Here is a 19,555-nt window from a genome sequence, read left to right as displayed (position 1 = left end):
CCAGGTTTTGATAACCCATGCCCCTGGGACAGGTCTAGCATGGACGCTACAAGGAGACAAAACCATCATGTGTGACGCCAGCCATTCGCCCGTCGGGCAAGACCTTCGGCAAGACGCCGACCCTGCCGAAACCGCCGAGTGGCGTGACGGCCTGCAGTCCCTGGTCGAGGCCTCGGGCGCCGACCGGGCGGGCTATGTGCTGGACAACCTGCTGGGCCACGCCGCCTCGCTGGGCCTGCGCGCCAACAGCCAGACGCGCACCGCCTACCTGAACACCATTCCCGCCGACCAGGAACCGCCCTTTCCCGGCAACCTGGCCGTCGAAGAGCGCATTGCCCGCATCAACCGCTGGAACGCGCTGGCCATGGTGGTGCGCGCCAACCAGGCGCACGGCGAACTGGGCGGCCACATCGCCAGCTACGCCTCGGCGGCCGACCTGTTCGAAGTGGGCTTCAACCATTTCTTCCGCGCGTCGACACCGGAAGGCCCGGGCGACCTGGTCTACATGCAGCCTCACTCGGCGCCGGGCGTGTACGCCCGCGCCTACCTGGAAGGATTCCTGAAGGAAGACGACCTGGCGCACTTCCGCCAGGAAATCACCGCCACCTCTCGCGGCCTGCGCGGCCTGTCGTCGTACCCGCATCCATGGCTGATGCCGGACTTCTGGCAATTTCCCACCGGGTCGATGGGTATCGGCCCCATCAACGCCATCTACCAGGCCCGCTTCATGCGCTACCTGGAGCACCGCTCACTGGTGCCCGGCGGCGACCGCAAGGTCTGGGGCATCTTCGGCGACGGCGAAATGGACGAGCCCGAATCCATCGCCGCCCTGACCCTGGCCGCCCGCGAAAAGCTCGACAACCTGGTGTTCGTCGTCAATTGCAACCTGCAACGCCTGGACGGCCCGGTGCGCGGCAACGGGCGCATCATCGATGAACTGGAAACCCTGTACGCGGGCGCCGGCTGGAACGTCATCAAGCTGGTCTGGGGCAGCGACTGGGACGCCCTCCTGCGGCGCGACACGACGGGCGCCCTGGCGCGCGCCTTCGCCAACACGGTCGACGGCCAGTTCCAGACCTTCGCCGCCAACGACGGCGCCTTCAACCGTGCCCACTTCTTCAACCAGAATCCCGAGCTGGCCGCGCTGGTGGCCGACTGGTCCGACGACGCCATCGACCGCCTGCATCGCGGCGGCCACGACATGGTCAAGATCCATGCCGCCTACCACCGCGCCGCGCACCACCGCGGCCAGCCCACCGTGATTCTGGCGCAGACCAAGAAGGGCTTCGGCATGGGCGCGGCGGGCCAGGGCAAGATGACCACCCACCAGCAGAAGAAACTGGACGACGAGGCGCTGCTGGCGTTCCGCGACCGGTTCGCCCTGCCGATTTCCGATGCCGACTGCCTGGCGCTGAAGTTCTACCGACCGGCCGACGACAGCGCCGAACTGCGTCACCTGCAAGCCCGCCGCGACGCCCTGGGCGGCCACATCCCCCGCCGCAACACCGAGGCGCCGCGCCTGGCGCCGCCGGCGGTCGAGCAATGGGCGCGTTTCGCGCTGGCCGCCGACGGCAAGGAAATGTCGTCCACCATGGCCATCGTGCGCATGCTGACCGCGCTGCTCAAAGATCCCGAGATCGGCTCGCGCATCGTGCCCATCGTGGCCGACGAGGCCCGCACCTTCGGCATGGCCAACCTGTTCCGCCAGATCGGCATCTATTCGGCGCAAGGCCAGCTGTACGAACCCGAGGACATCGGCTCGGTGCTGTACTACCGCGAAGCGCGCGACGGCCAGATCCTGGAAGAAGGCATCACCGAGGCCGGTGCCATTTCGTCGTGGACGGCCGCGGGCACCAGCTACTCGGTGAACGGCCTGCCGATGCTGCCCTTCTATATCTATTACTCGATGTTCGGCTTCCAGCGCATCGGCGACCTGATCTGGGCGGCCGCCGACCAGCGCACCCGCGGCTTTCTCATCGGCGCCACCTCGGGCCGCACCACGCTCGGCGGCGAAGGCCTGCAACACCAGGACGGATCGAGCCACATCGTGGCGGCCACGGTGCCGAACTGCCGGGCCTACGATCCGGCCTACGCCTACGAGGTGGCCGTCATCGTCGAATACGGCATGCGCCGCATGCTGGACGAGCAGCGCGACGAATTCTTCTACCTGACCGTCACCAACGAAAACCTGGCGCAGCCCGACCTGCCGCAGGAAGGCAACGCGGCAGAGGGCATCCTGCGCGGCATGTATCGCCTGCGTGCCGCCCGCAAGCAGGCGCAGGTGCGGTTGCTGGGCGCCGGCCCGATGCTGCGCGAAGCCGAGCTGGCCGCCGACCGCCTGCGCGACGACTATGGCGTGGATGCCGAAGTCTGGAGCGTGACCAGCTTTTCCGAACTGGCCCGCGACGGCCGCCAGGCCGAGCGCGCCCGCGTGCTGGGCCTGGACGCCGCCCCGGACGCGGACTGGGTGCGCACCTGCCTGGGCGACAGCAACGCCCCGGTGGTGGCCGCCAGCGACTACGTGCGCGCAGTGCCGGAACAGATCCGCGCCTGGGTCCCGGCCCCCTACCGCACGTTGGGCACGGACGGCTTCGGGCGCAGCGACACGCGCGCCCAGTTGCGCGACTTCTTCGAAGTCAGCGCCGACTGGATCGTGCTGCACGCGCTGGACAGCCTGGACCGCCAGGACCAGGCTGCCACGCTGCGCAAGACGCTTCACGCCGAATCTCGGACCAATCCGCCCTGGGCGCAATAAGCCCCTGAAAGGCAAAGGAAAAAAGCCCCGACCAGGGCTTTTTTCTCATTCGCCGCCACACGGCGAAAGCGGCGCGGCTTGATCAAAATCGCACGCTCGCTGCGGTGCAGCAACCAATTGGCGCCGCTTTCTGTTGAAATACGGGTGTTCCCTAAGCATTTCCCAAAGAATACGGCGGGCCGAGAGCCCGCTTTTTGCTTTCCGTTTTCACCCTCCAAAGTTAGCGCCGAAAAGGCTGTATCCCATGGACGAAACCCTCACCAAAATGGCGTTGGATTACCACGCCTATCCCACCCCCGGCAAAATCTCGGTCACCCCGACCAAGCCCCTGGCCAACCAAGACGACCTGTCGCTGGCGTACTCGCCCGGCGTGGCGGCCGCCTGCATGGCCATCTTCGACCAGGGCGACGACGCCGCGTCCAAGTACACCTCGCGCGGCAACCTGGTGGGCGTGATCACCAACGGCACCGCCGTGCTCGGCCTGGGCAACATCGGCCCGCTGGCCGCCAAGCCCGTGATGGAAGGCAAGGGCTGCCTGTTCAAGAAGTTCGCCGGCATCGATGTGTTCGACATCGAACTGGCCGAGAACGACCCGGACAAGCTGGTCGACATCATCGCCGCGCTCGAGCCCACGCTGGGCGGCGTCAACCTCGAAGACATCAAGGCGCCCGAGTGCTTCTACATCGAGAAGAAGCTGCGCGAGCGCATGAAGATCCCCGTCTTCCACGACGACCAGCACGGCACCGCCATCATCTCGTCGGCCGCCATCCTGAACGGCCTGAAGGTCGTGAACAAGGACATCGGCTCGGTCAAGCTGGCGTGCTCCGGCGCGGGCGCTGCCGCCATCGCCTGCCTGGACCTGCTGGTGCACCTGGGCGTCAAGCGCGAGAACATCTACGTGGTGGATTCGCGCGGCGTCATCTGGGAAGGCCGCGATGAAAACATGGAAGCCAACAAGAAGCGCTACGCACAAAAGACCGACGCGCGCACGCTCGCCGACGTGGTCAACGGCGCCGACGTCTTCCTGGGCTGCTCCACCGCTGGCGTGCTCACCGCCGACATGGTCAAGACCATGGCCGACCGCCCGCTGATCCTGGCGCTGGCCAACCCGGAACCGGAAATCCGCCCGGAAGTCGCCAAGGCCGCGCGCCCCGACTGCATCATCGCCACCGGCCGTTCTGACTACCCGAACCAGGTCAACAACGTACTGTGCTTCCCCTTCATCTTCCGCGGCGCCATGGATGCCGGCGCTTCGCGCATCACCGAAGAAATGAAGCTGGCGTGCGTGAAGGCCATCGCTGAACTGGCCCAGGCCGAACAGAACGACGAAGTGGCCCGCGCCTATGCCGGCCAGGAACTCGCATTCGGCCCGGACTACATCATTCCCAAGCCGTTCGACCCGCGCCTGATCGTCCAGATCGCCCCGGCCGTGGCCCAGGCCGCCGCCGATTCCGGCGTGGCCGCCCGCCCCATCGAAGACATCGAAGCCTACCGCCAGAAGCTGATGGGCTTCGTGTACCACTCGGGCCAGCTGATGCGTCCGCTGTTCGCCCAGGCCAAGAAAGCGCCCAAGCGCGTCATCTACGCCGATGGCGAAGACGAACGCGTGCTGCGCGCCGTGCAGACGGTTGCCGATGAAAAGCTGGCCTTCCCGATCCTGATCGGTCGCCCGTCCGTCATCGAGATGCGCATCAAGAAGTTCGGCCTGCGCCTGATCGCCGGCCAGCACTTCGAAATCGTCGATCCCGAAGACGACAGCCGCTTCAACGAAACCTGGAACGCCTACTACCAGCTCAAGGGCCGCGAAGGCGTCACGCCGGCCATCGCCAAGGCGATGATCCGCAAGCACAACACGCTGATCGGCGCGATGCTGCTGCGCCGTGGCGATGCCGACGCGCTCTTGTGCGGCGTGGCCAGCAAGTACGACAACCAGCTCAAGTACATCGACGAAATCATCGGCAAGAAGGAAGGCCAGACCTACGCCGCCCTGAACGTGCTGATGCTGCCCGACCAGACGCTGTTCATCACCGACACCCACGTCAACGAGAACCCGACGGCCGAGGAAGTCGCCAGCATCACCATCCAGGCTGCCGACGAAATGCTGCGTTTCGGCGTGGTGCCCAAGATCGCCCTGCTGTCGCACTCGAACTTCGGCAGCCGCGTCACGGAATCGTCGCGCAAGATGGCCGCTGCGCGCCAAATGGTGCAGGACCGCGCGCCCGACCTCGAAGTCGACGGCGAAATGCACGCCGACGCCGCCCTGTCGGAAAAGATCCGCGTGCTGGCCTACCCGGACAGCACCCTGAAGGGTCCGGCCAACCTGCTGGTCATGCCCACGCTGGACACCGGCAACATCACGTACAACATGCTGAAGATGACCGGCAGCAATGGCGTCGCGATGGGCCCGATCCTGCTGGGCGCCGCGCGCCCCGTGCACATCCTGACGACCAGCGCCACCGTGCGCCGCATCGTCAACATGACGGCCCTGGCCGTGGTGGATGCGCAGCAGGAAGCCGCCGAAGCCGCCAAGAAGCGCCGCTGATCGCCCATCCGCGATGAACGCGTAGCAAAGGCGCCCCTCGGGGCGCCTTTTTTTTCCCTGCGGCAAGCCAGCGGGATGGTCCCATCCAAAGACGGATGGTAAAAATCGGGCTGACCCTTTTTTCCTGGAGCCTTCCCATGCTGCTCGACGCCTTCCTGGCCTGGTTTCACTACCTGGCGATCTTCGTGCTGGTGGTGGTGCTGACCGCCGAAGCGGTGCTGCTGCGCCCCGACCTCACGCCCGCGGCGTTAAAGCGCCTGGTGGTCTATGACCGCCTCTACCTGGTCAGCGCGATCGCCGTACTGGTCACGGGCGTGCTGCGCCTGACCCTGGGCATCAAGGGCGCTGCCTTCTACATGAGCAATCCATGGTTTCACGCCAAGATCACGCTGTTCGTGATCATCGGCCTCTGTTCGGCCCCGCCCACCGTCGCCTTTCTGCGGTGGGCAAAGCAGGCGCGTCAACAGCCGGGCTTCGTACCCGATGCGTCCGCCATCAAGCGCGCTCGGCGCTGGATCATGATCGAGTCGCACCTGTTCATCTTCCTGCCGCTGTTCGCCGTGCTGATGGCGCGTGGCATTCACCTGTAATCGTCGCGCCGCTGCCCGTTCAGTTCAGGGGCAGCGTGCGCGGACCGGCGTTTGCGGCGCCTGGTCGCCGACGCTGAACGTGGCGAAGTGAAATACGCCCACGGTCTCGTTCTTGGCAATGCCCACGACCTCGCCCGTCAGCGTCTGCATCACGGACATGCCTTCGGGCACGTCCGGCTGGCCGGCGCGCTTGGCCACCTGGCCATTCCAGGGGCTCAGAACCAGCACGCCGGGATATGGCTCGCGCTGATCGCCCCGGCCGCGCCGCATGGTCTGGACCTGCGTGCCCGCGGCATAACTCAGGTCGCCCAGCTGCGTCGGGCAAGCCAGTTCCGCGTCGCTGACCCGGAACAGGTGCCGATCCTCATCCAGATAGATTCGGGGATTGCTCAGCGACAGCCCGAAAACCTTGACCGCCACGGGGTCCTTGACCTCGATGCGCCAGCGGTCCGGATCCCTCGATCCGTCGGTATAGACGGTGCCGGTCGAACCATAGACGATGGACCCCGGCGCGATGTCCAGGTGCTCGACTCGGTTGCCCTGGCCCAGCACGCATTTGTTCAACGCAGTCATGGCGCCGTCGCGCGCCACGTCGATCTCGATGTCCTGGGTGGCGTCGCATTGCCACCCCAGCACCGCCTGGCTGCCCGTGCCGCGCAGAAGCACCGTGCGGGGGTAACGCCCCAGCAAGGCATAGGTGTCCTTGTCGTAATCGGAATCCAGATAGCGCGTCGCGGTTGACGCCAGCACACCGTACATCGGCACGGGCTGTGGGAAGAGAGCCTCGACGTAGGTCTCGAGCTGGCCTTCGTCCTGCAGTTTCAGCCGTGTGCCCGTGGGCATGAGAATGCCCCCTACCGTCGTCGGCTGCTCCAGCGTGACCTTGCGCGCGGCCTCGGCGCGGTCGCTTTCGCGCCCGACCTGCCAGAACACGGCCTGCACCCAGGCATAGAACGCGAACGGCACCAGCAGCACCAGGAACACCAGGCTGGATGTCTTCCAGTACTTGCGAACCGTGCGGCGTGCGCCTGAACTGACCGCCACGACCAGCAGCCAGCCCAGCAACACCAGGCCGGCCAAAAAGCCGCAGGAAAGCAGGATGTAGAAGCCAGCTGAAGGGAGCGCTATCGGAATCATGGCGGCAATGATATCGCCAAAACCGTGCCCCTATCCTGCCGCTGCCGCGTCCGGCAAGGCCCCGCCAGACGCGGGCAACAAAAAACCGCCCGAAGGCGGTTTCTTGTTCATGCCAGGCTGCGAATCAACGCTTGTCCATCGGGGGCACGTCGCGCGTGACCGAACCGGTGAACAGCTGACGCGGACGGCCGATCTTGTAGTCGGGGTCGGACAGCATTTCGTTCCACTGGGCGATCCAGCCCACCGTGCGGGCCAGCGCGAAGATGGCCGTGAACAGCGAGGTCGGGATGCCGATGGCGCGCTGGACGATACCCGAGTAGAAGTCCACGTTCGGGTACAGCTTGCGCTGCACGAAGTACGGATCGGACAGGGCGATGCGTTCCAGTTCCATGGCCAGCTTGAACAGCGGGTCGTTTTCCAGGCCCAGGGCCGAGAGCACTTCCTTGCAGGTTTCCTGCATCAGCTTGGCGCGCGGATCGTAGTTCTTGTAGACGCGGTGGCCAAAGCCCATCAGGCGCACGCCCGAGTTCTTGTCCTTGACCTTCTCCATGAACTCGCCGACCTTGGCGATGCCGCCGTTGGCTTGCAGTTCTTCGAGCATCTGCAGGCACGCTTCGTTGGCGCCGCCGTGGGCCGGGCCCCACAGGCAAGCGACGCCGGCCGAGATGGCTGCGAACGGGTTGGTGCCCGACGAGCCGCACAGGCGCACGGTCGAGGTCGAGGCGTTTTGCTCGTGGTCGGCGTGCAGGATGAAGATGCGGTCGAGCGCGCGCTCGACGACTTCGTTCACCTTGTAGTCTTCGCACGGCGTGGCGAACATCATGCGCAGGAAGTTGCCCGTGTAGGACAGGTCGTTCTGCGGGTAGATGAACGGTTGGCCTTGCGAGTACTTGTACGCCATCGCGACCAGCGTCGGCATCTTGGCGATCAGGCGGATGGCCGAGATGTGGCGATGCTGCGGGTTCGTGATGTCGGTCGAGTCGTGGTAGAACGCGGACAGTGCGCCCACCAGGCCCGTCAGGACGGCCATCGGGTGGGCGTCGCGGCGGAAACCACGCAGGAAGAAGTGCAGCTGCTCGTTCACCATCGTGTGATGGGTCACTTGCGAATCGAAGTCGGCCTTCTGTTCCTGGTTGGGCAGTTCGCCGTTCAGGATCAGGTAGCAGATGTCCATGAAGTCGCAATTGACGGCCAATTGCTCGATGGGGTAACCGCGGTACAGCAGTTCGCCCTTGTCGCCGTCGATGTACGTGATGCCCGATTCGCAGGCAGCCGTCGACATGAAGCCGGGGTCAAACGTAAACATGCCCGTCTGGCCGTACAGCTTGCGGATGTCGATCACATCCGGACCGACCGTGCCCTTGTAGACAGGGAACTCAATGGGTGCGCTGCCATCCGAGAAGGATAGAGTGGCTTTTTTGTCAGACAGGTTCATGTTCATTCCTCTCAATTAATCACAGTGCGCGCATCTGGCCAATAATGCCCCGAAGCCTGGGGGTGTCCAGGGCGCCTTCGAGTTCCTTGCGGGCCAGCAGCAGGTCGAGAAGGTCGTTGTCTCCCATCTCGAACAGCTGGGTCAATGCGGCCACATCATCGTCGGTAAGTTCGGCCTCGTAAGCGTCCAGATACCGGGTAATGATCAAGTCGTTTTCGAGCAGGCCGCGGCGCGCCCGCCAACGCAGACGCGCCCGTTCCAGTTCAGTAAGCCTGCTCATGGTGACACCTTCAATACATTCACTACTAGACCGTACGACGGACCATCAGTTCCTTGATCTTGCCAATCGCCTTGGTCGGGTTCAGTCCCTTGGGACAGACGTCGACGCAGTTCATGATGGTGTGGCAACGGAACAGGCGGAACGGGTCGTTCAGGTTGTCCAGGCGCTCGCCCGTGGCTTCGTCGCGGCTGTCAGCGATGAAGCGGTAGGCTTGCAGCAGGCCGGCCGGGCCGACGAACTTGTCCGGATTCCACCAGAACGACGGGCAGGAAGTGGAACAGCACGCGCACAGGATGCACTCGTACAGACCATCCAGTTCTTCGCGGGCCTCGGGCGACTGCAGGCGCTCTTTTTCAGGCGGCGGCGTGTCGTTGATGAGGTACGGGCGAACCGAGTGGTACTGGTTGAAGAAGTGCGTCATGTCCACGATCAGGTCGCGGATGACGGGCAGGCCCGGCAGCGGGCGCAACACGATGGGTTCCTTCAGTTCGCGAAGGTTGGTCGTGCAGGCCAGGCCGTTCTTGCCGTTGATGTTCATGGCGTCGGAACCGCACACGCCTTCACGGCACGAGCGGCGCAGCGCCAGGCTGTCATCGACGTCGTTCTTGATGCGCACCAGCGCATCAAGCAGCATCTTGTCGGTGGGCTGGAGTTCGACTTCCAGCTTCTGCATGTACGGGCGCTCGTCCTTGTCCGGATCGTAGCGGTAGATTTCGAACTTGACGATTCTCTTGGTGCTCATAGTGGGCTCTATCCGGACTTAGAAGGTACGCGCCTTGGGCGGGAAGGACTCGACCGTCAACGGCTTCATCTGCACCGGCTTGTAATCCAGGCGGCTGCCTTCGGAGTACCACAGCGTGTGCTTGAGCCAGTTTTCGTCGTCGCGGGTCGGATGGTCGTCCAGCGCGTGGGCGCCGCGGCTTTCCGTGCGGTTGGCGGCCGACTTGATCGTGGCGCGGGCCACTTCGGTCATGTTGGCCAGTTCCAGCGCTTCGACGCGCGCGGTGTTGAACACCTTGGACTTGTCCTTGAAGTAGATGTTGTCGGCTTGCTTGGCCAGGTCTTCGATCTGGGTCACGCCTTCGTTCAGCAGTTCCAGCGTGCGGAACACGCCGCAGTGGCGCTGCATCGAGAAGCGGATGGCGTTGCCGATGTCTTGCGTCTTTTCGCCCGAGGTGCGCGCTTCCAGCTTGTTCACGCGGTCCAGCGAGAATTCGACGGCTTGCTGCGGCACGTCCTGGTGGGCGTGCTGGCGTTCCGGGTGCGAATTGACGATGTGGTTGCCGGTGGCGCGACCGAACACGATCAGGTCCAGCAGCGAGTTCGTGCCCAGGCGGTTGGCGCCGTGCACCGACACCGCGGCGCATTCGCCGATGGCGTACAGGCCGTTGACGATCTTGTTTTCGCCGTTTTCGCGCGTCAGCACCTGGCCATGGTAGTTGGCCGGAATGCCGCCCATCTGGTAGTGGATGGTCGGAACGACGGGGATCGGTTCCTTGATCGGGTCGACGTTGCCGAACTTGATGGCGATTTCGCGGATCGAGGGCAGGCGTTTGTTGATGACGTCGGCGCCCAGGTGGTCAAGCTTGAGCACCACGTAGCTGCCGTCCGGACCGCAGCCACGGCCTTCCTTGATTTCCTGGTCCATCGAGCGGGACACGAAGTCGCGCGGGGCCAAGTCCTTCAGCGTGGGCGCATAGCGCTCCATGAAGCGTTCGCCATCCTTGTTCAGCAGGATGCCGCCTTCGCCACGCACGCCTTCGGTGATCAGCACGCCGGCGCCGGCCACGCCGGTCGGGTGGAATTGCCAGAATTCCATGTCCTGCAGCGGGATGCCCGCGCGGGCGGCCATGCCCAGGCCGTCACCGGTGTTGATGAAGGCGTTGGTGGACGCAGCCCAGATACGGCCGGCGCCGCCGGTGGCCAGCACCGTGGTCTTGGCTTCCAGGATGTAGATTTCGCCCGTTTCCATTTCGAGGGCGGTCACGCCCACGACGTCGCCGGCTTCGTTGCGCAGCAGGTCCAGCGCCATCCATTCGACGAAGAACTGGGTGCGCGCAGCGACGTTGCGCTGGTAAAGGGTGTGCAGCAGCGCGTGGCCGGTGCGGTCTGCGGCGGCACAGGCGCGCTGGACCGGTTTTTCACCGAAGTTGGCGGTGTGGCCGCCGAACGGACGCTGGTAGATGGTGCCGTCGGGGTTGCGGTCGAAGGGCATGCCGAAGTGCTCGAGCTCGTACACGGCATTCGGGGCTTCGCGGCACATGAATTCGATGGCGTCCTGGTCACCCAGCCAATCCGACCCCTTGACGGTGTCGTACATGTGCCAGTACCAGTTGTCTTCGCTCATGTTGCCCAGCGAGGCGCTCACGCCGCCCTGCGCGGCAACCGTGTGCGAACGCGTGGGGAACACTTTGGACAGCACCGCAACCGACAGGCCCGCTTGGGACAGTTGCAGCGAACAACGCATGCCGGCTCCACCGGCGCCAACGACCACCACATCAAACTGGCGGCGCGGCAAGGATTTCAGGACAGAGACCACGGCTTAGATGCTCCAGAGGATTTGCGCAAAATAAATGACCGTACCGATCAACCAGAGGATCGTCAGCACTTGCAGCAGCAGGCGCAGGCCCACCGGCTTGACGTAGTCCATCCAGATGTCGCGCACACCGATCCAGGCGTGCCAGGCCAACGCAAAGAAGGCAAGGGAGGCCAGGATCTGGCCAACCGGAATGAAGCCCACGTAGAAATTGAACAGCTTGACCCAGTGTTCGTACGTGAAGGCAGGCATCGTCAGGATGCCGATGAGCAGTACCAACGTATACACGGCCATGATGACGGCGGTGATGCGCTGGATGATGAAGTCCATGACGCCATAGTGAGCGCCGACGACCAGGCGCTTGGGTCCGTAGTTTTTAGCGGCGGCCATTTACAGCACTCCGAACAGTTTGAGACCGAACACCAGCGTCAGCGCCAGGCTGACACCGAAGACCACGCCGGCGCTTTTCTTGGCCGACAGCTTGTCGATACCGATGTGCAGGTCGAGCAGCAGGTAGCGGATGCCGGCACAGAAGTGGTGCAGGTAGCCCCAGATCAGGACCAGGAAGACAAGCTTGACGATCGGGTTGGCCGCGAACGAGGCGATCCAGGCGAACGATTGCGGCGCGGCCACGCTCGCTGCGAACAGCGGAACGATGACCAAGGGCAAACAGAGGAACAGCAAAATGCCGCTGATGCGGTGCAGGATGGACAGCTTGCCGGCCAGGGGCAGGCGATAGGAGAACGCAACTTGGGCAAGCCCAATATTGCGAAACTGCGGACGTGGCTTGGCAGCGGTGTCGGACATGACGGCCTCGGTGTTTCGGAACTAGGGAATCGTGACGGCGCAAATGCCGTGGCCCTTGCGGGCAAACACGGTATTTTCGCCCAGAGATCGGGTTGGTATCAAATCGTAGGTAAAAAGCTCATCAATTCAGACTATTGCGGTAGTGGTATCGATCGGTCAAGTACAAGCCCCGCCGAATTTCCATGGGGCGGTCACCATAGGTGTACGAGACACGATCCACCTGCAACAACGGCGTGCCGGCGGCAACATTAAGCAGCGTACAGACTTCGGCCGGCGCGGCAACCGCGCGCAGCTTTTCGTCCGCGCGCACCATGCTGACGCCGAACTCGGATTCAAACAGGCCATAGAGCGGCGCCTTGTTGGCGGTCAGCAGCTCGAGGGTAAGGCCGCGGAAGATGGACCCCGGCAGCCAGATGTCGTCCAGCACGGTGGGTGTCTGCCCCATGGACAGAAGGCGGCGGATGGACACCACGGTTTCGCCGGCGCGCAGGTCCAGCGCGCGTGCGATCTCGGCGGGCGCCCGCAGGCGGCGGCATTCGAGGATTCGGCTTTCGGCGCGGCCGGGCTCGCCTTCTTCGTCGGCGGCCAGGCGCAGGAAGCGGTAGCGCACGCGGGCTTCATGGTGGGTGGCGACGAAGGTGCCCTTGCCCTGGCGCCGCAGCAGCAGGTGTTCGGCGGCCAACTCGTCGACCGCCTTGCGCACCGTGCCCTGGCTGACCTGGAAACGGGCAGCCAGGTCGATTTCGCTGGGGATGAGTTCGCCGGGCTTCCATTCGCCGCGGTCCAGGCTCTGGACGAGCAGGTCCTTGATCTGGCGGTACAGCGGACTGAAAGCGGCTCCCTCGCCCGTTGGACGGGCGGCGCGTGTGCGTAAGGAGGTTTCGGGCCGGGGGTCTGCCATGGATCGTCTTGGTCGTGTCATGTTCATCCGGAGAATGGAAAGGCAACGCAAAGGATTGCGGTTCCATCCACAATGCGCTGCTGCGGTGCCGGTGTTCTGGCCTGATACAGGCGCAGCAGCCGGCGGTGCTGCGACGCATTCGAACAAACGCTCTATTGTGGCATATCGGGCGCGGCGCTGTCCAACGTCTTATGTCTTATATAAGATATAAGATCAATTGACGCACACGTAAATTCGATCTAGGATTCCTGGCTGTCCGGCGACGCGCCCGCCCTGGGGTGTAACGACCTGTCCAGGCGCCCTGCTTGCGCTGTCTTTGCCGCTCAACGGATTACACTGATTGGTGAGATTTTTTCTCGCCACACCATTACGGAGAACGTCCATGTCTAAGCCTGCCTTGCGTGTCGCCGTCACCGGCGCCGCCGGCCAAATCGGTTACGCACTGCTGTTCCGCATCGCCTCGGGCGAAATGCTGGGCAAAGATCAGCCCGTCATTCTGCAGCTGCTTGAAATTCCTGACGAAAAAGCGCAAAAGGCCCTGAAGGGCGTCATCATGGAACTGGATGACTGCGCCTTCCCGCTGCTGCAGGAAGTCACCGCCCACAGCGACCCCCGCACGGCATTCAAGGATGCGGACGTGGCCCTGCTGGTTGGCGCCCGCCCGCGCGGCCCCGGCATGGAACGCAAGGACCTGCTGTCGGTCAACGCCCAGATCTTCACGGCGCAGGGCAAGGCCCTGAACGACGTCGCCAGCCGCAACGTCAAGGTCCTGGTGGTCGGCAACCCGGCCAACACCAACGCCTACATCGCCATGAAGTCGGCGCCGGACCTGCCCGCCAAGAACTTCACCGCCATGCTGCGCCTGGACCACAACCGCGCCCTGTCGCAACTGGCCGCCAAGTCGGGCAAGGCCGTGGCCGACATCGAAAAGCTGGTCGTGTGGGGCAACCACTCGCCCACCATGTACCCCGACTTCCGCTTCGCCACCGTCGGCGGCCAATCGCTGGCCAAGCTGATCAACGACGACGCCTGGAACCGCGATACCTTCATCCCCACCGTGGGCAAGCGTGGCGCCGCCATCATTGAAGCCCGTGGCCTGTCCTCGGCCGCATCGGCCGCCAACGCCGCCATCGACCACGTCCGTGACTGGGTCCTGGGCAGCAACGGCAAGTGGGTCACGATGGGCATCCCGTCGGATGGCTCCTACGGCATCCCCGAAGGCATCATCTACGGCGTGCCGGTCACGACCGAAAACGGCGAGTACAAGCGTGTCGAAGGCCTGGAAATCGACGCCTTCTCGCGCGAGCGCCTGGACTTCACGCTGAAAGAGCTGCTCGAAGAGCGCGACGGCGTCAAGGACCTGCTGAAGTAAGCAGCGCTTGTCAAGGATTGGGCCCGTTCATGCGGGCCCAATCCTTAAGCAGGACCGCTTTTGCCAGACCGAGACATACACCTGTCCCTTTGCCCTGCCCGCCGACGATTGTCGCGAAGGGGACAGATTTATGTTCCGGACCCGCGCTAAGGTCGTGGGCCAACCAGAAGAAAGACGGAGACCTCCCATGTCCAGACCCGAATCCGCCGGCGCCCTGTTCCGCCGCGCCCTCGCCGAAGAAAGCCCGCTGCAGATCATCGGCGCCATCAACGCCAACCACGCGCTGCTGGCCAAGCGCGCCGGCTATCGCGCCATCTACCTGTCCGGCGGCGGCGTGGCCGCGGGTTCACTGGGCCTGCCCGACCTGGGCATCAACACCATGGACGACGTCCTGACCGACGTGCGCCGCATCACCGACGTGTGCGACGTGCCGCTGCTGGTCGACATCGACACCGGCTTCGGTCCGTCGGCCTTCAACATCGCCCGCACCGTCAAGAGCCTGATCAAGTTCGGCGCCGCCGCCTGCCATATCGAAGACCAGGTCGGCGCCAAGCGCTGCGGCCATCGCCCCGGCAAGGAAATCGTCAGCACCGAAGAAATGGCCGACCGCGTCAAGGCGGCCGCCGACGCCCGCACCGACAGCGACTTCTACCTGATCGCCCGTACCGACGCCATCGCCTCGCACGGCGTGGATGCCGCCATCGAGCGCGCGCTGGCCTGCGTCGAAGCCGGCGCCGACGCCATCTTCGCCGAAGCCGCCTACGACCTGCCCACCTACGACCGCTTCGTCAAGGCCGTCAAGGTGCCGGTGCTGGCCAACATCACCGAATTCGGCAAGACGCCGCTGTTCTCGGTCGAAGAGCTGAAAAGCGTGGGCGTGGGCATGGTGCTCTACCCGCTGTCGGCCTTCCGCGCCATGAACAAGGCCGCCGAAGCCGTCTACACCGCAATCCGCCGCGACGGTCACCAGAAAAACGTGGTCGACCTGATGCAGACGCGCGAAGAACTGTACGACCGCATCGGCTACCACGAGTTCGAATCCAAGCTGGATGCCCTCTTCCAGAAGGGCAAGGCGTAGTAACCCGCGCCGTCCGCCAACCGCATCCGGCGCCGCGGCATCCCTGCGGCGCCTCGCTACCTCCCATTGCATCGACCACCGCGAAAGGAAAGGAGTAGACACATGAGCACGGCTCCCAAGAAGCAAGCAGCCAAACAGGACGCAGCCAAGCCGGAAGTCAAGCCGCAGGCCGCGCCGGAAGAAAAGGCTGGCTTCAAGCCCAAGAAATCGGTCGCGCTGTCCGGCGTCGTCGCCGGCAACACCGCGCTGTGTACGGTTGGCCGCAGCGGCAACGACCTGCACTACCGCGGCTACGACATCCTGGACATCGCGCACACCAGCGAATTCGAGGAAATCGCCCACCTGCTGGTGCACGGCAAGCTGCCCAACAAGGCCGAGCTGAAGGCCTACAAGGAAAAGCTGCGCAGCCTGCGTGGCCTGCCCGTCACGCTGCAGGACGCGCTGGAAGCGCTGCCGGCGGCCAGCCACCCGATGGACGTCATGCGCACGGCCGTCTCGGTGCTGGGCTGCGTGCTGCCCGAGAAAGACGACCACAACACCCCGGGCGCGCGCGACATCGCCGACCGCCTGATGGCCAACCTGGGCTCGGCGCTGCTGTACTGGTACCACTACAGCCACAACGGCCGCGTCATCGACGTGCAGACCGACGACGACAGCATCGGCGGCCATTTCCTGCACCTCCTGCACGGCGAAAAGCCCAGCGAGGACTGGGTCAAGGCGATGCACATCTCGCTGAACCTGTACGCCGAACATGAATTCAACGCGTCCACGTTCACCGCCCGCGTCATCGCCGGCACGGGCTCGGACATGTACTCGTCCATCACCGGCGCCATCGGCGCGCTGCGCGGTCCCAAGCACGGCGGCGCCAACGAAGTCGCCTTCGACGTGCAAAAGCGCTACGAGACGCCGGACGAAGCCGAGGCCGACATCCGGCGCCGCGTCGAAGCCAAGGAAGTCATCATCGGCTTCGGCCACCCGGTCTACACCGTGTCCGACCCGCGCAACAAGGTCATCAAGGAAGTCGCCAAGAAGCTCTCCAAGAAGGCCGGCAGCACCAAGATGTTCGACATCGCCGAACGCCTTGAGACGGTCATGTGGGACATCAAGAAGATGTTCCCCAACCTGGACTGGTTCTCGGCCGTCAGCTACCACATGATGGGCGTGCCCACCGCCATGTTCACCCCGCTGTTCGTGATTGCACGCACGGCGGGCTGGTCGGCCCACATCATCGAGCAGCGCATCGACAACAAGATCATCCGCCCCACCGCCAACTACGTGGGTCCGGAAGACCAGAAGTTCGTGCCGCTCGACAAACGCAAGTAAAGACCATGGGCCTGCCGACGCTTTCCCCCGCGCCGCGCAGGCCCCGGGCCGCCTGTACTCACTCAGGAGAGGTACCGATATGTCTGCCCCGATCTCCAACGTCCGTCCCGCGCCCGACCAGGTCCTGGTCGACATCGCCGACTACGTACTGAACTATGAAATCCAGAGCGGCCTGGCCTACGAGACCGCCCGCAACTGCCTGATCGACACCCTGGGCTGCGGCCTGGAAGCGCTGGAATATCCCGCGTGCCGCAAACTGCTGGGCCCCATCGTGCCCGGCACCGTCGTGCCCCACGGCGCCAAGGTCCCCGGCACCCAGTTCCAGCTCGATCCCGTCCAGGCTGCCTTCAACATCGGCACGATGATCCGCTGGCTGGACTTCAACGACACCTGGCTCGCCGCCGAATGGGGCCACCCGTCCGACAACCTGGGCGGCATCCTGGCTACCGCCGACTGGCTCTCGCGCACCGCCATCGCCGCCGGCAAGCCGCCCCTGACCATGCGCGACGTGCTCACCGGCATGATCAAGGCCCATGAAATCCAGGGCTGCATCGCGCTCGAAAACTCGTTCAACAAAGTCGGCCTGGACCACGTCGTCCTGGTCAAGGTCGCCTCGACCGCCGTCGTCGCCCAGATGCTGGGCCTGGACCGCGACGAAGTCATCAACGCCGTCTCGCTCGCATGGGTCGACGGCCAGAGCCTGCGCACCTACCGCCACGCCCCCAACACCGGCAGCCGCAAAAGCTGGGCCGCCGGCGACGCCACCAGCCGCGCCGTGCGTCTGGCCCTCATCGCCCGCACCGGCGAAATGGGCTACCCGTCGGTGCTGAGCGCCAAGACCTGGGGCTTCTACGACGTGCTCTTCAAGGGCCAGCCCTTCACGTTCCAGCGCCCCTACGGCAGCTACGTCATGGAAAACGTGCTGTTCAAGATCTCGTTCCCGGCCGAATTCCATTCCCAGACCGCCGTCGAATGCGCCATGCAGATCCACGACCGCCTCAAGACCCTGGGCAAGACCACGGACGACATCGAAAAGATCACCATCCGTACCCACGAGGCGTGCATCCGCATCATCGACAAGAAAGGCCCCCTGAACAACCCCGCCGACCGCGACCACTGCATCCAGTACATGGTCGCCGTCCCCCTCCTGTTCGGCCGCCTGACTGCCGCCGACTACGAAGACGACATCGCCCGCGACCCGCGCATCGACCTCCTGCGCGACAAGATCACCTGCGTCGAAGACCCCGCCTACACCCGCGACTACCACGACCCCGACAAACGCTCCATCGCCAACGCCCTGACGGTCGAATTCACCGACGGCTCGACCCTGGACGAAGTCGTCTGCGAATATCCCATCGGCCACAAACGCCGCCGCAGCGACGGCATCCCCCTGCTGGAAGCCAAGTTCAAGACCAACCTGGCCCGCATGTTCCCGGCCCGCCAACAAGCGAAAATCCTGGACGTGTCCCTGGATCAAGCCAAGCTGGAGGCGATGCCGGTAAACGAGTACGTCGACCTATACGTGATCTAACGGCAGGCGCCCCCCGCCACCCGAAAGAAATTCGTCCCCACACGCTGCGCGCCCCAAGCAACACCCCCCCCCGCGCGCAGCGACCACCCTCACGACGCCCAGAAGCGCGTAAGCCCAAGAAGGCCGCCCGCGCGGCCGATTTGGGCGGGCCCCGCAAACCTCTCCCACCCCCACCCGGTGCAGCAGCGCCCCGACCCTCGAAACCCATAGCCCCTCGGGGCGGCGGCTTGCGGAGCGGGCAACCTCGATGCGCCCGAGGGAATTCGAAGGGAGCCGAAGGCGGACGAGAATGACGAAGGGGCAGTCCGGCGCCCGCGCGCCGGACCGCAATCGTGGGCGCCCGCTCCGCAAGCCGCCGCCCCGAGGGGCGACCTACGAAGAAGAACAACGCCCCAAAAGAATGCCCTCCCCCCAGCATTACAATGCCAGCTCCCCCAAAACAAACACCGGACCCCCACATGGCAATGCTCTGGGTAAAGACCTTCCACATCGTCTTCATCGCCTCCTGGTTCGCCGGCCTGTTCTACCTGCCCAGAATCTTCGTCAACCTCGCCCAGCAATCCGACTCCGCCGTCCAGGCCACCCTGCTGGGCATGGCCCGCCGCCTTTACCGATTCACCACCATCCTCGCCGTCATCGCCGTCATCTTCGGCATGTGGCTCTACCTGGGCTACGGCATCGGCGTCGGCCCCGGCAACGGCTGGATGCATGCCAAGCTCTTTTTCGTCCTGCTCGTCATCGGCTACCATCACGCCTGTGGCGTCATGCTGCGAAAATTCGAACAGGGCAAGAACACCCGTTCGCACAAGTTCTATCGCTGGTTCAACGAAGTTCCCGTCTTGCTGCTCTTGGTGGTGGTGGCGCTGGTCGTCGTCAAACCCTTCTGATTCCCCCTACCCTTTGCACATTCGCCAGGATTCGTATGTCCGCTGATGACCAGGACCGCCCGCGCAAGACGCTGACGATCAAGAAAACCGCACGCGACGCGCACGCCGAAGAGGCCCCCAGTTCGCGCCCCACGGTCCATAGCGTCACCAGGCAAGCAGAAGCGGTGGACGCCAGCCACACCAGCACGAAGGTCTGCCCCACCGTCAGTTGCGCCAGCAGCGCGCCCTGCCCCTGGTTCAGCGCCAGCAAGCCTTCCTTGCGCAACAGCGAAAACACCACGCCGCCCGCCGCCTGCGCCGGCAAGCCCAGCGCCGCCATGGGCGCGGCCAGCCACGACGACAGCGCCTGGATGGCGCCCATGCCTTCCAGCAGGGATGCGA

The 19,555-nt window shown here is 64.5% G+C and carries 17 protein-coding genes; 8 read left to right on the top strand and 9 right to left on the bottom strand.

What is annotated here, in order from left to right; genetic code table 11:
- The first annotated feature begins 67 nt into the window (after window positions 1-67).
- The 3 genes from mdeB to AC6LJ2_RS24615 all read left to right on the top strand — a co-directional run bounded on the left by mdeB (window position 68) and on the right by AC6LJ2_RS24615 (window position 5,887).
- A complete protein-coding gene (gene mdeB / locus AC6LJ2_RS24625; RefSeq protein WP_498152377.1) occupies window positions 68-2,755 on the top strand; it encodes an alpha-ketoglutarate dehydrogenase in 2,688 nt (895 codons plus the stop codon).
- Window positions 2,756-2,999: 244 nt separating this feature from the next.
- Window positions 3,000-5,297 carry an NADP-dependent malic enzyme gene (locus AC6LJ2_RS24620; protein ID WP_263910588.1) on the top strand — a complete coding sequence of 766 codons (2,298 nt, stop codon included), beginning with the start codon at window positions 3,000-3,002 and terminating at the stop codon, window positions 5,295-5,297.
- Window positions 5,298-5,434: 137 nt separating this feature from the next.
- Window positions 5,435-5,887: a DUF2214 family protein gene (locus tag AC6LJ2_RS24615; protein WP_263910586.1), complete on the top strand. Its 453-nt coding sequence runs from the start codon at window positions 5,435-5,437 to the stop codon at window positions 5,885-5,887.
- A gap of 24 nt (window positions 5,888-5,911) precedes the next feature.
- On the opposite strand, the gene AC6LJ2_RS24610 is transcribed toward AC6LJ2_RS24615, so the two are convergent.
- From AC6LJ2_RS24610 to AC6LJ2_RS24575, 8 genes are all read right to left on the bottom strand, one after another.
- The gene (locus AC6LJ2_RS24610) at window positions 5,912-7,024 is read right to left on the bottom strand and encodes a hypothetical protein (RefSeq protein WP_445658441.1); all 1,113 of its coding nucleotides are present in this window, start codon (window positions 7,022-7,024) and stop codon (window positions 5,912-5,914) included.
- 124 nt (window positions 7,025-7,148) lie between these two features.
- Window positions 7,149-8,459 (bottom strand): citrate synthase, encoded by a 1,311-nt coding sequence (locus tag AC6LJ2_RS24605; protein WP_006393556.1) that lies wholly within the window; start codon window positions 8,457-8,459, stop codon window positions 7,149-7,151.
- Between the two features lie 19 nt (window positions 8,460-8,478).
- Window positions 8,479-8,739 (bottom strand): succinate dehydrogenase assembly factor 2, encoded by a 261-nt coding sequence (locus AC6LJ2_RS24600; protein WP_263910584.1) that lies wholly within the window; start codon window positions 8,737-8,739, stop codon window positions 8,479-8,481.
- Between the two features lie 25 nt (window positions 8,740-8,764).
- The gene (locus tag AC6LJ2_RS24595) at window positions 8,765-9,481 is read right to left on the bottom strand and encodes a succinate dehydrogenase iron-sulfur subunit (protein ID WP_183003823.1); all 717 of its coding nucleotides are present in this window, start codon (window positions 9,479-9,481) and stop codon (window positions 8,765-8,767) included.
- An 18-nt stretch (window positions 9,482-9,499) separates the two neighbouring features.
- Entirely contained in the window at window positions 9,500-11,278 is a 1,779-nt protein-coding gene (gene sdhA / locus AC6LJ2_RS24590; RefSeq protein ID WP_175191082.1) for a succinate dehydrogenase flavoprotein subunit, read from the bottom strand.
- Window positions 11,279-11,281: 3 nt separating this feature from the next.
- Window positions 11,282-11,665 (bottom strand): succinate dehydrogenase, hydrophobic membrane anchor protein, encoded by a 384-nt coding sequence (gene sdhD / locus AC6LJ2_RS24585; RefSeq protein ID WP_025141296.1) that lies wholly within the window; start codon window positions 11,663-11,665, stop codon window positions 11,282-11,284.
- Window positions 11,666-12,082, bottom strand: coding sequence for a succinate dehydrogenase, cytochrome b556 subunit (sdhC, locus tag AC6LJ2_RS24580; RefSeq protein WP_025141297.1), 417 nt, complete (start codon window positions 12,080-12,082; stop codon window positions 11,666-11,668).
- A 121-nt stretch (window positions 12,083-12,203) separates the two neighbouring features.
- A complete protein-coding gene (locus AC6LJ2_RS24575) occupies window positions 12,204-12,983 on the bottom strand; it encodes a GntR family transcriptional regulator (RefSeq protein ID WP_175191121.1) in 780 nt (259 codons plus the stop codon).
- Window positions 12,984-13,365: 382 nt separating this feature from the next.
- Here AC6LJ2_RS24575 and AC6LJ2_RS24570 point away from each other — a divergent pair, with 382 nt between their 5' ends.
- The 5 genes from AC6LJ2_RS24570 to AC6LJ2_RS24550 all read left to right on the top strand — a co-directional run bounded on the left by AC6LJ2_RS24570 (window position 13,366) and on the right by AC6LJ2_RS24550 (window position 19,174).
- Window positions 13,366-14,355: a malate dehydrogenase gene (locus AC6LJ2_RS24570; protein ID WP_212318177.1), complete on the top strand. Its 990-nt coding sequence runs from the start codon at window positions 13,366-13,368 to the stop codon at window positions 14,353-14,355.
- A 187-nt stretch (window positions 14,356-14,542) separates the two neighbouring features.
- Window positions 14,543-15,433 carry a methylisocitrate lyase gene (prpB, locus tag AC6LJ2_RS24565; protein WP_043542890.1) on the top strand — a complete coding sequence of 297 codons (891 nt, stop codon included), beginning with the start codon at window positions 14,543-14,545 and terminating at the stop codon, window positions 15,431-15,433.
- A 102-nt stretch (window positions 15,434-15,535) separates the two neighbouring features.
- Window positions 15,536-16,756 carry a bifunctional 2-methylcitrate synthase/citrate synthase gene (gene prpC, locus AC6LJ2_RS24560; protein ID WP_263910581.1) on the top strand — a complete coding sequence of 407 codons (1,221 nt, stop codon included), beginning with the start codon at window positions 15,536-15,538 and terminating at the stop codon, window positions 16,754-16,756.
- 79 nt (window positions 16,757-16,835) lie between these two features.
- On the top strand, window positions 16,836-18,287 hold the full coding sequence (locus AC6LJ2_RS24555) for a bifunctional 2-methylcitrate dehydratase/aconitate hydratase (RefSeq protein ID WP_498152376.1): 1,452 nt from the start codon (window positions 16,836-16,838) through the stop codon (window positions 18,285-18,287).
- A 458-nt stretch (window positions 18,288-18,745) separates the two neighbouring features.
- Window positions 18,746-19,174, top strand: coding sequence for a HemJ family protein (locus AC6LJ2_RS24550; protein ID WP_263910579.1), 429 nt, complete (start codon window positions 18,746-18,748; stop codon window positions 19,172-19,174).
- On the opposite strand, the gene AC6LJ2_RS24545 is transcribed toward AC6LJ2_RS24550, so the two are convergent.
- On the bottom strand, window positions 19,161-19,555 hold a 395-nt coding region (locus tag AC6LJ2_RS24545), incomplete at its 5' end, for a hypothetical protein (RefSeq protein ID WP_498152375.1). The genes AC6LJ2_RS24550 and AC6LJ2_RS24545 overlap by 14 nt on opposite strands.

The sequence above is a fragment of the Achromobacter sp. 1014246743 genome (genome assembly GCF_059760725.1).
This window is presented reverse-complemented; position numbering and strand designations above follow the sequence as displayed.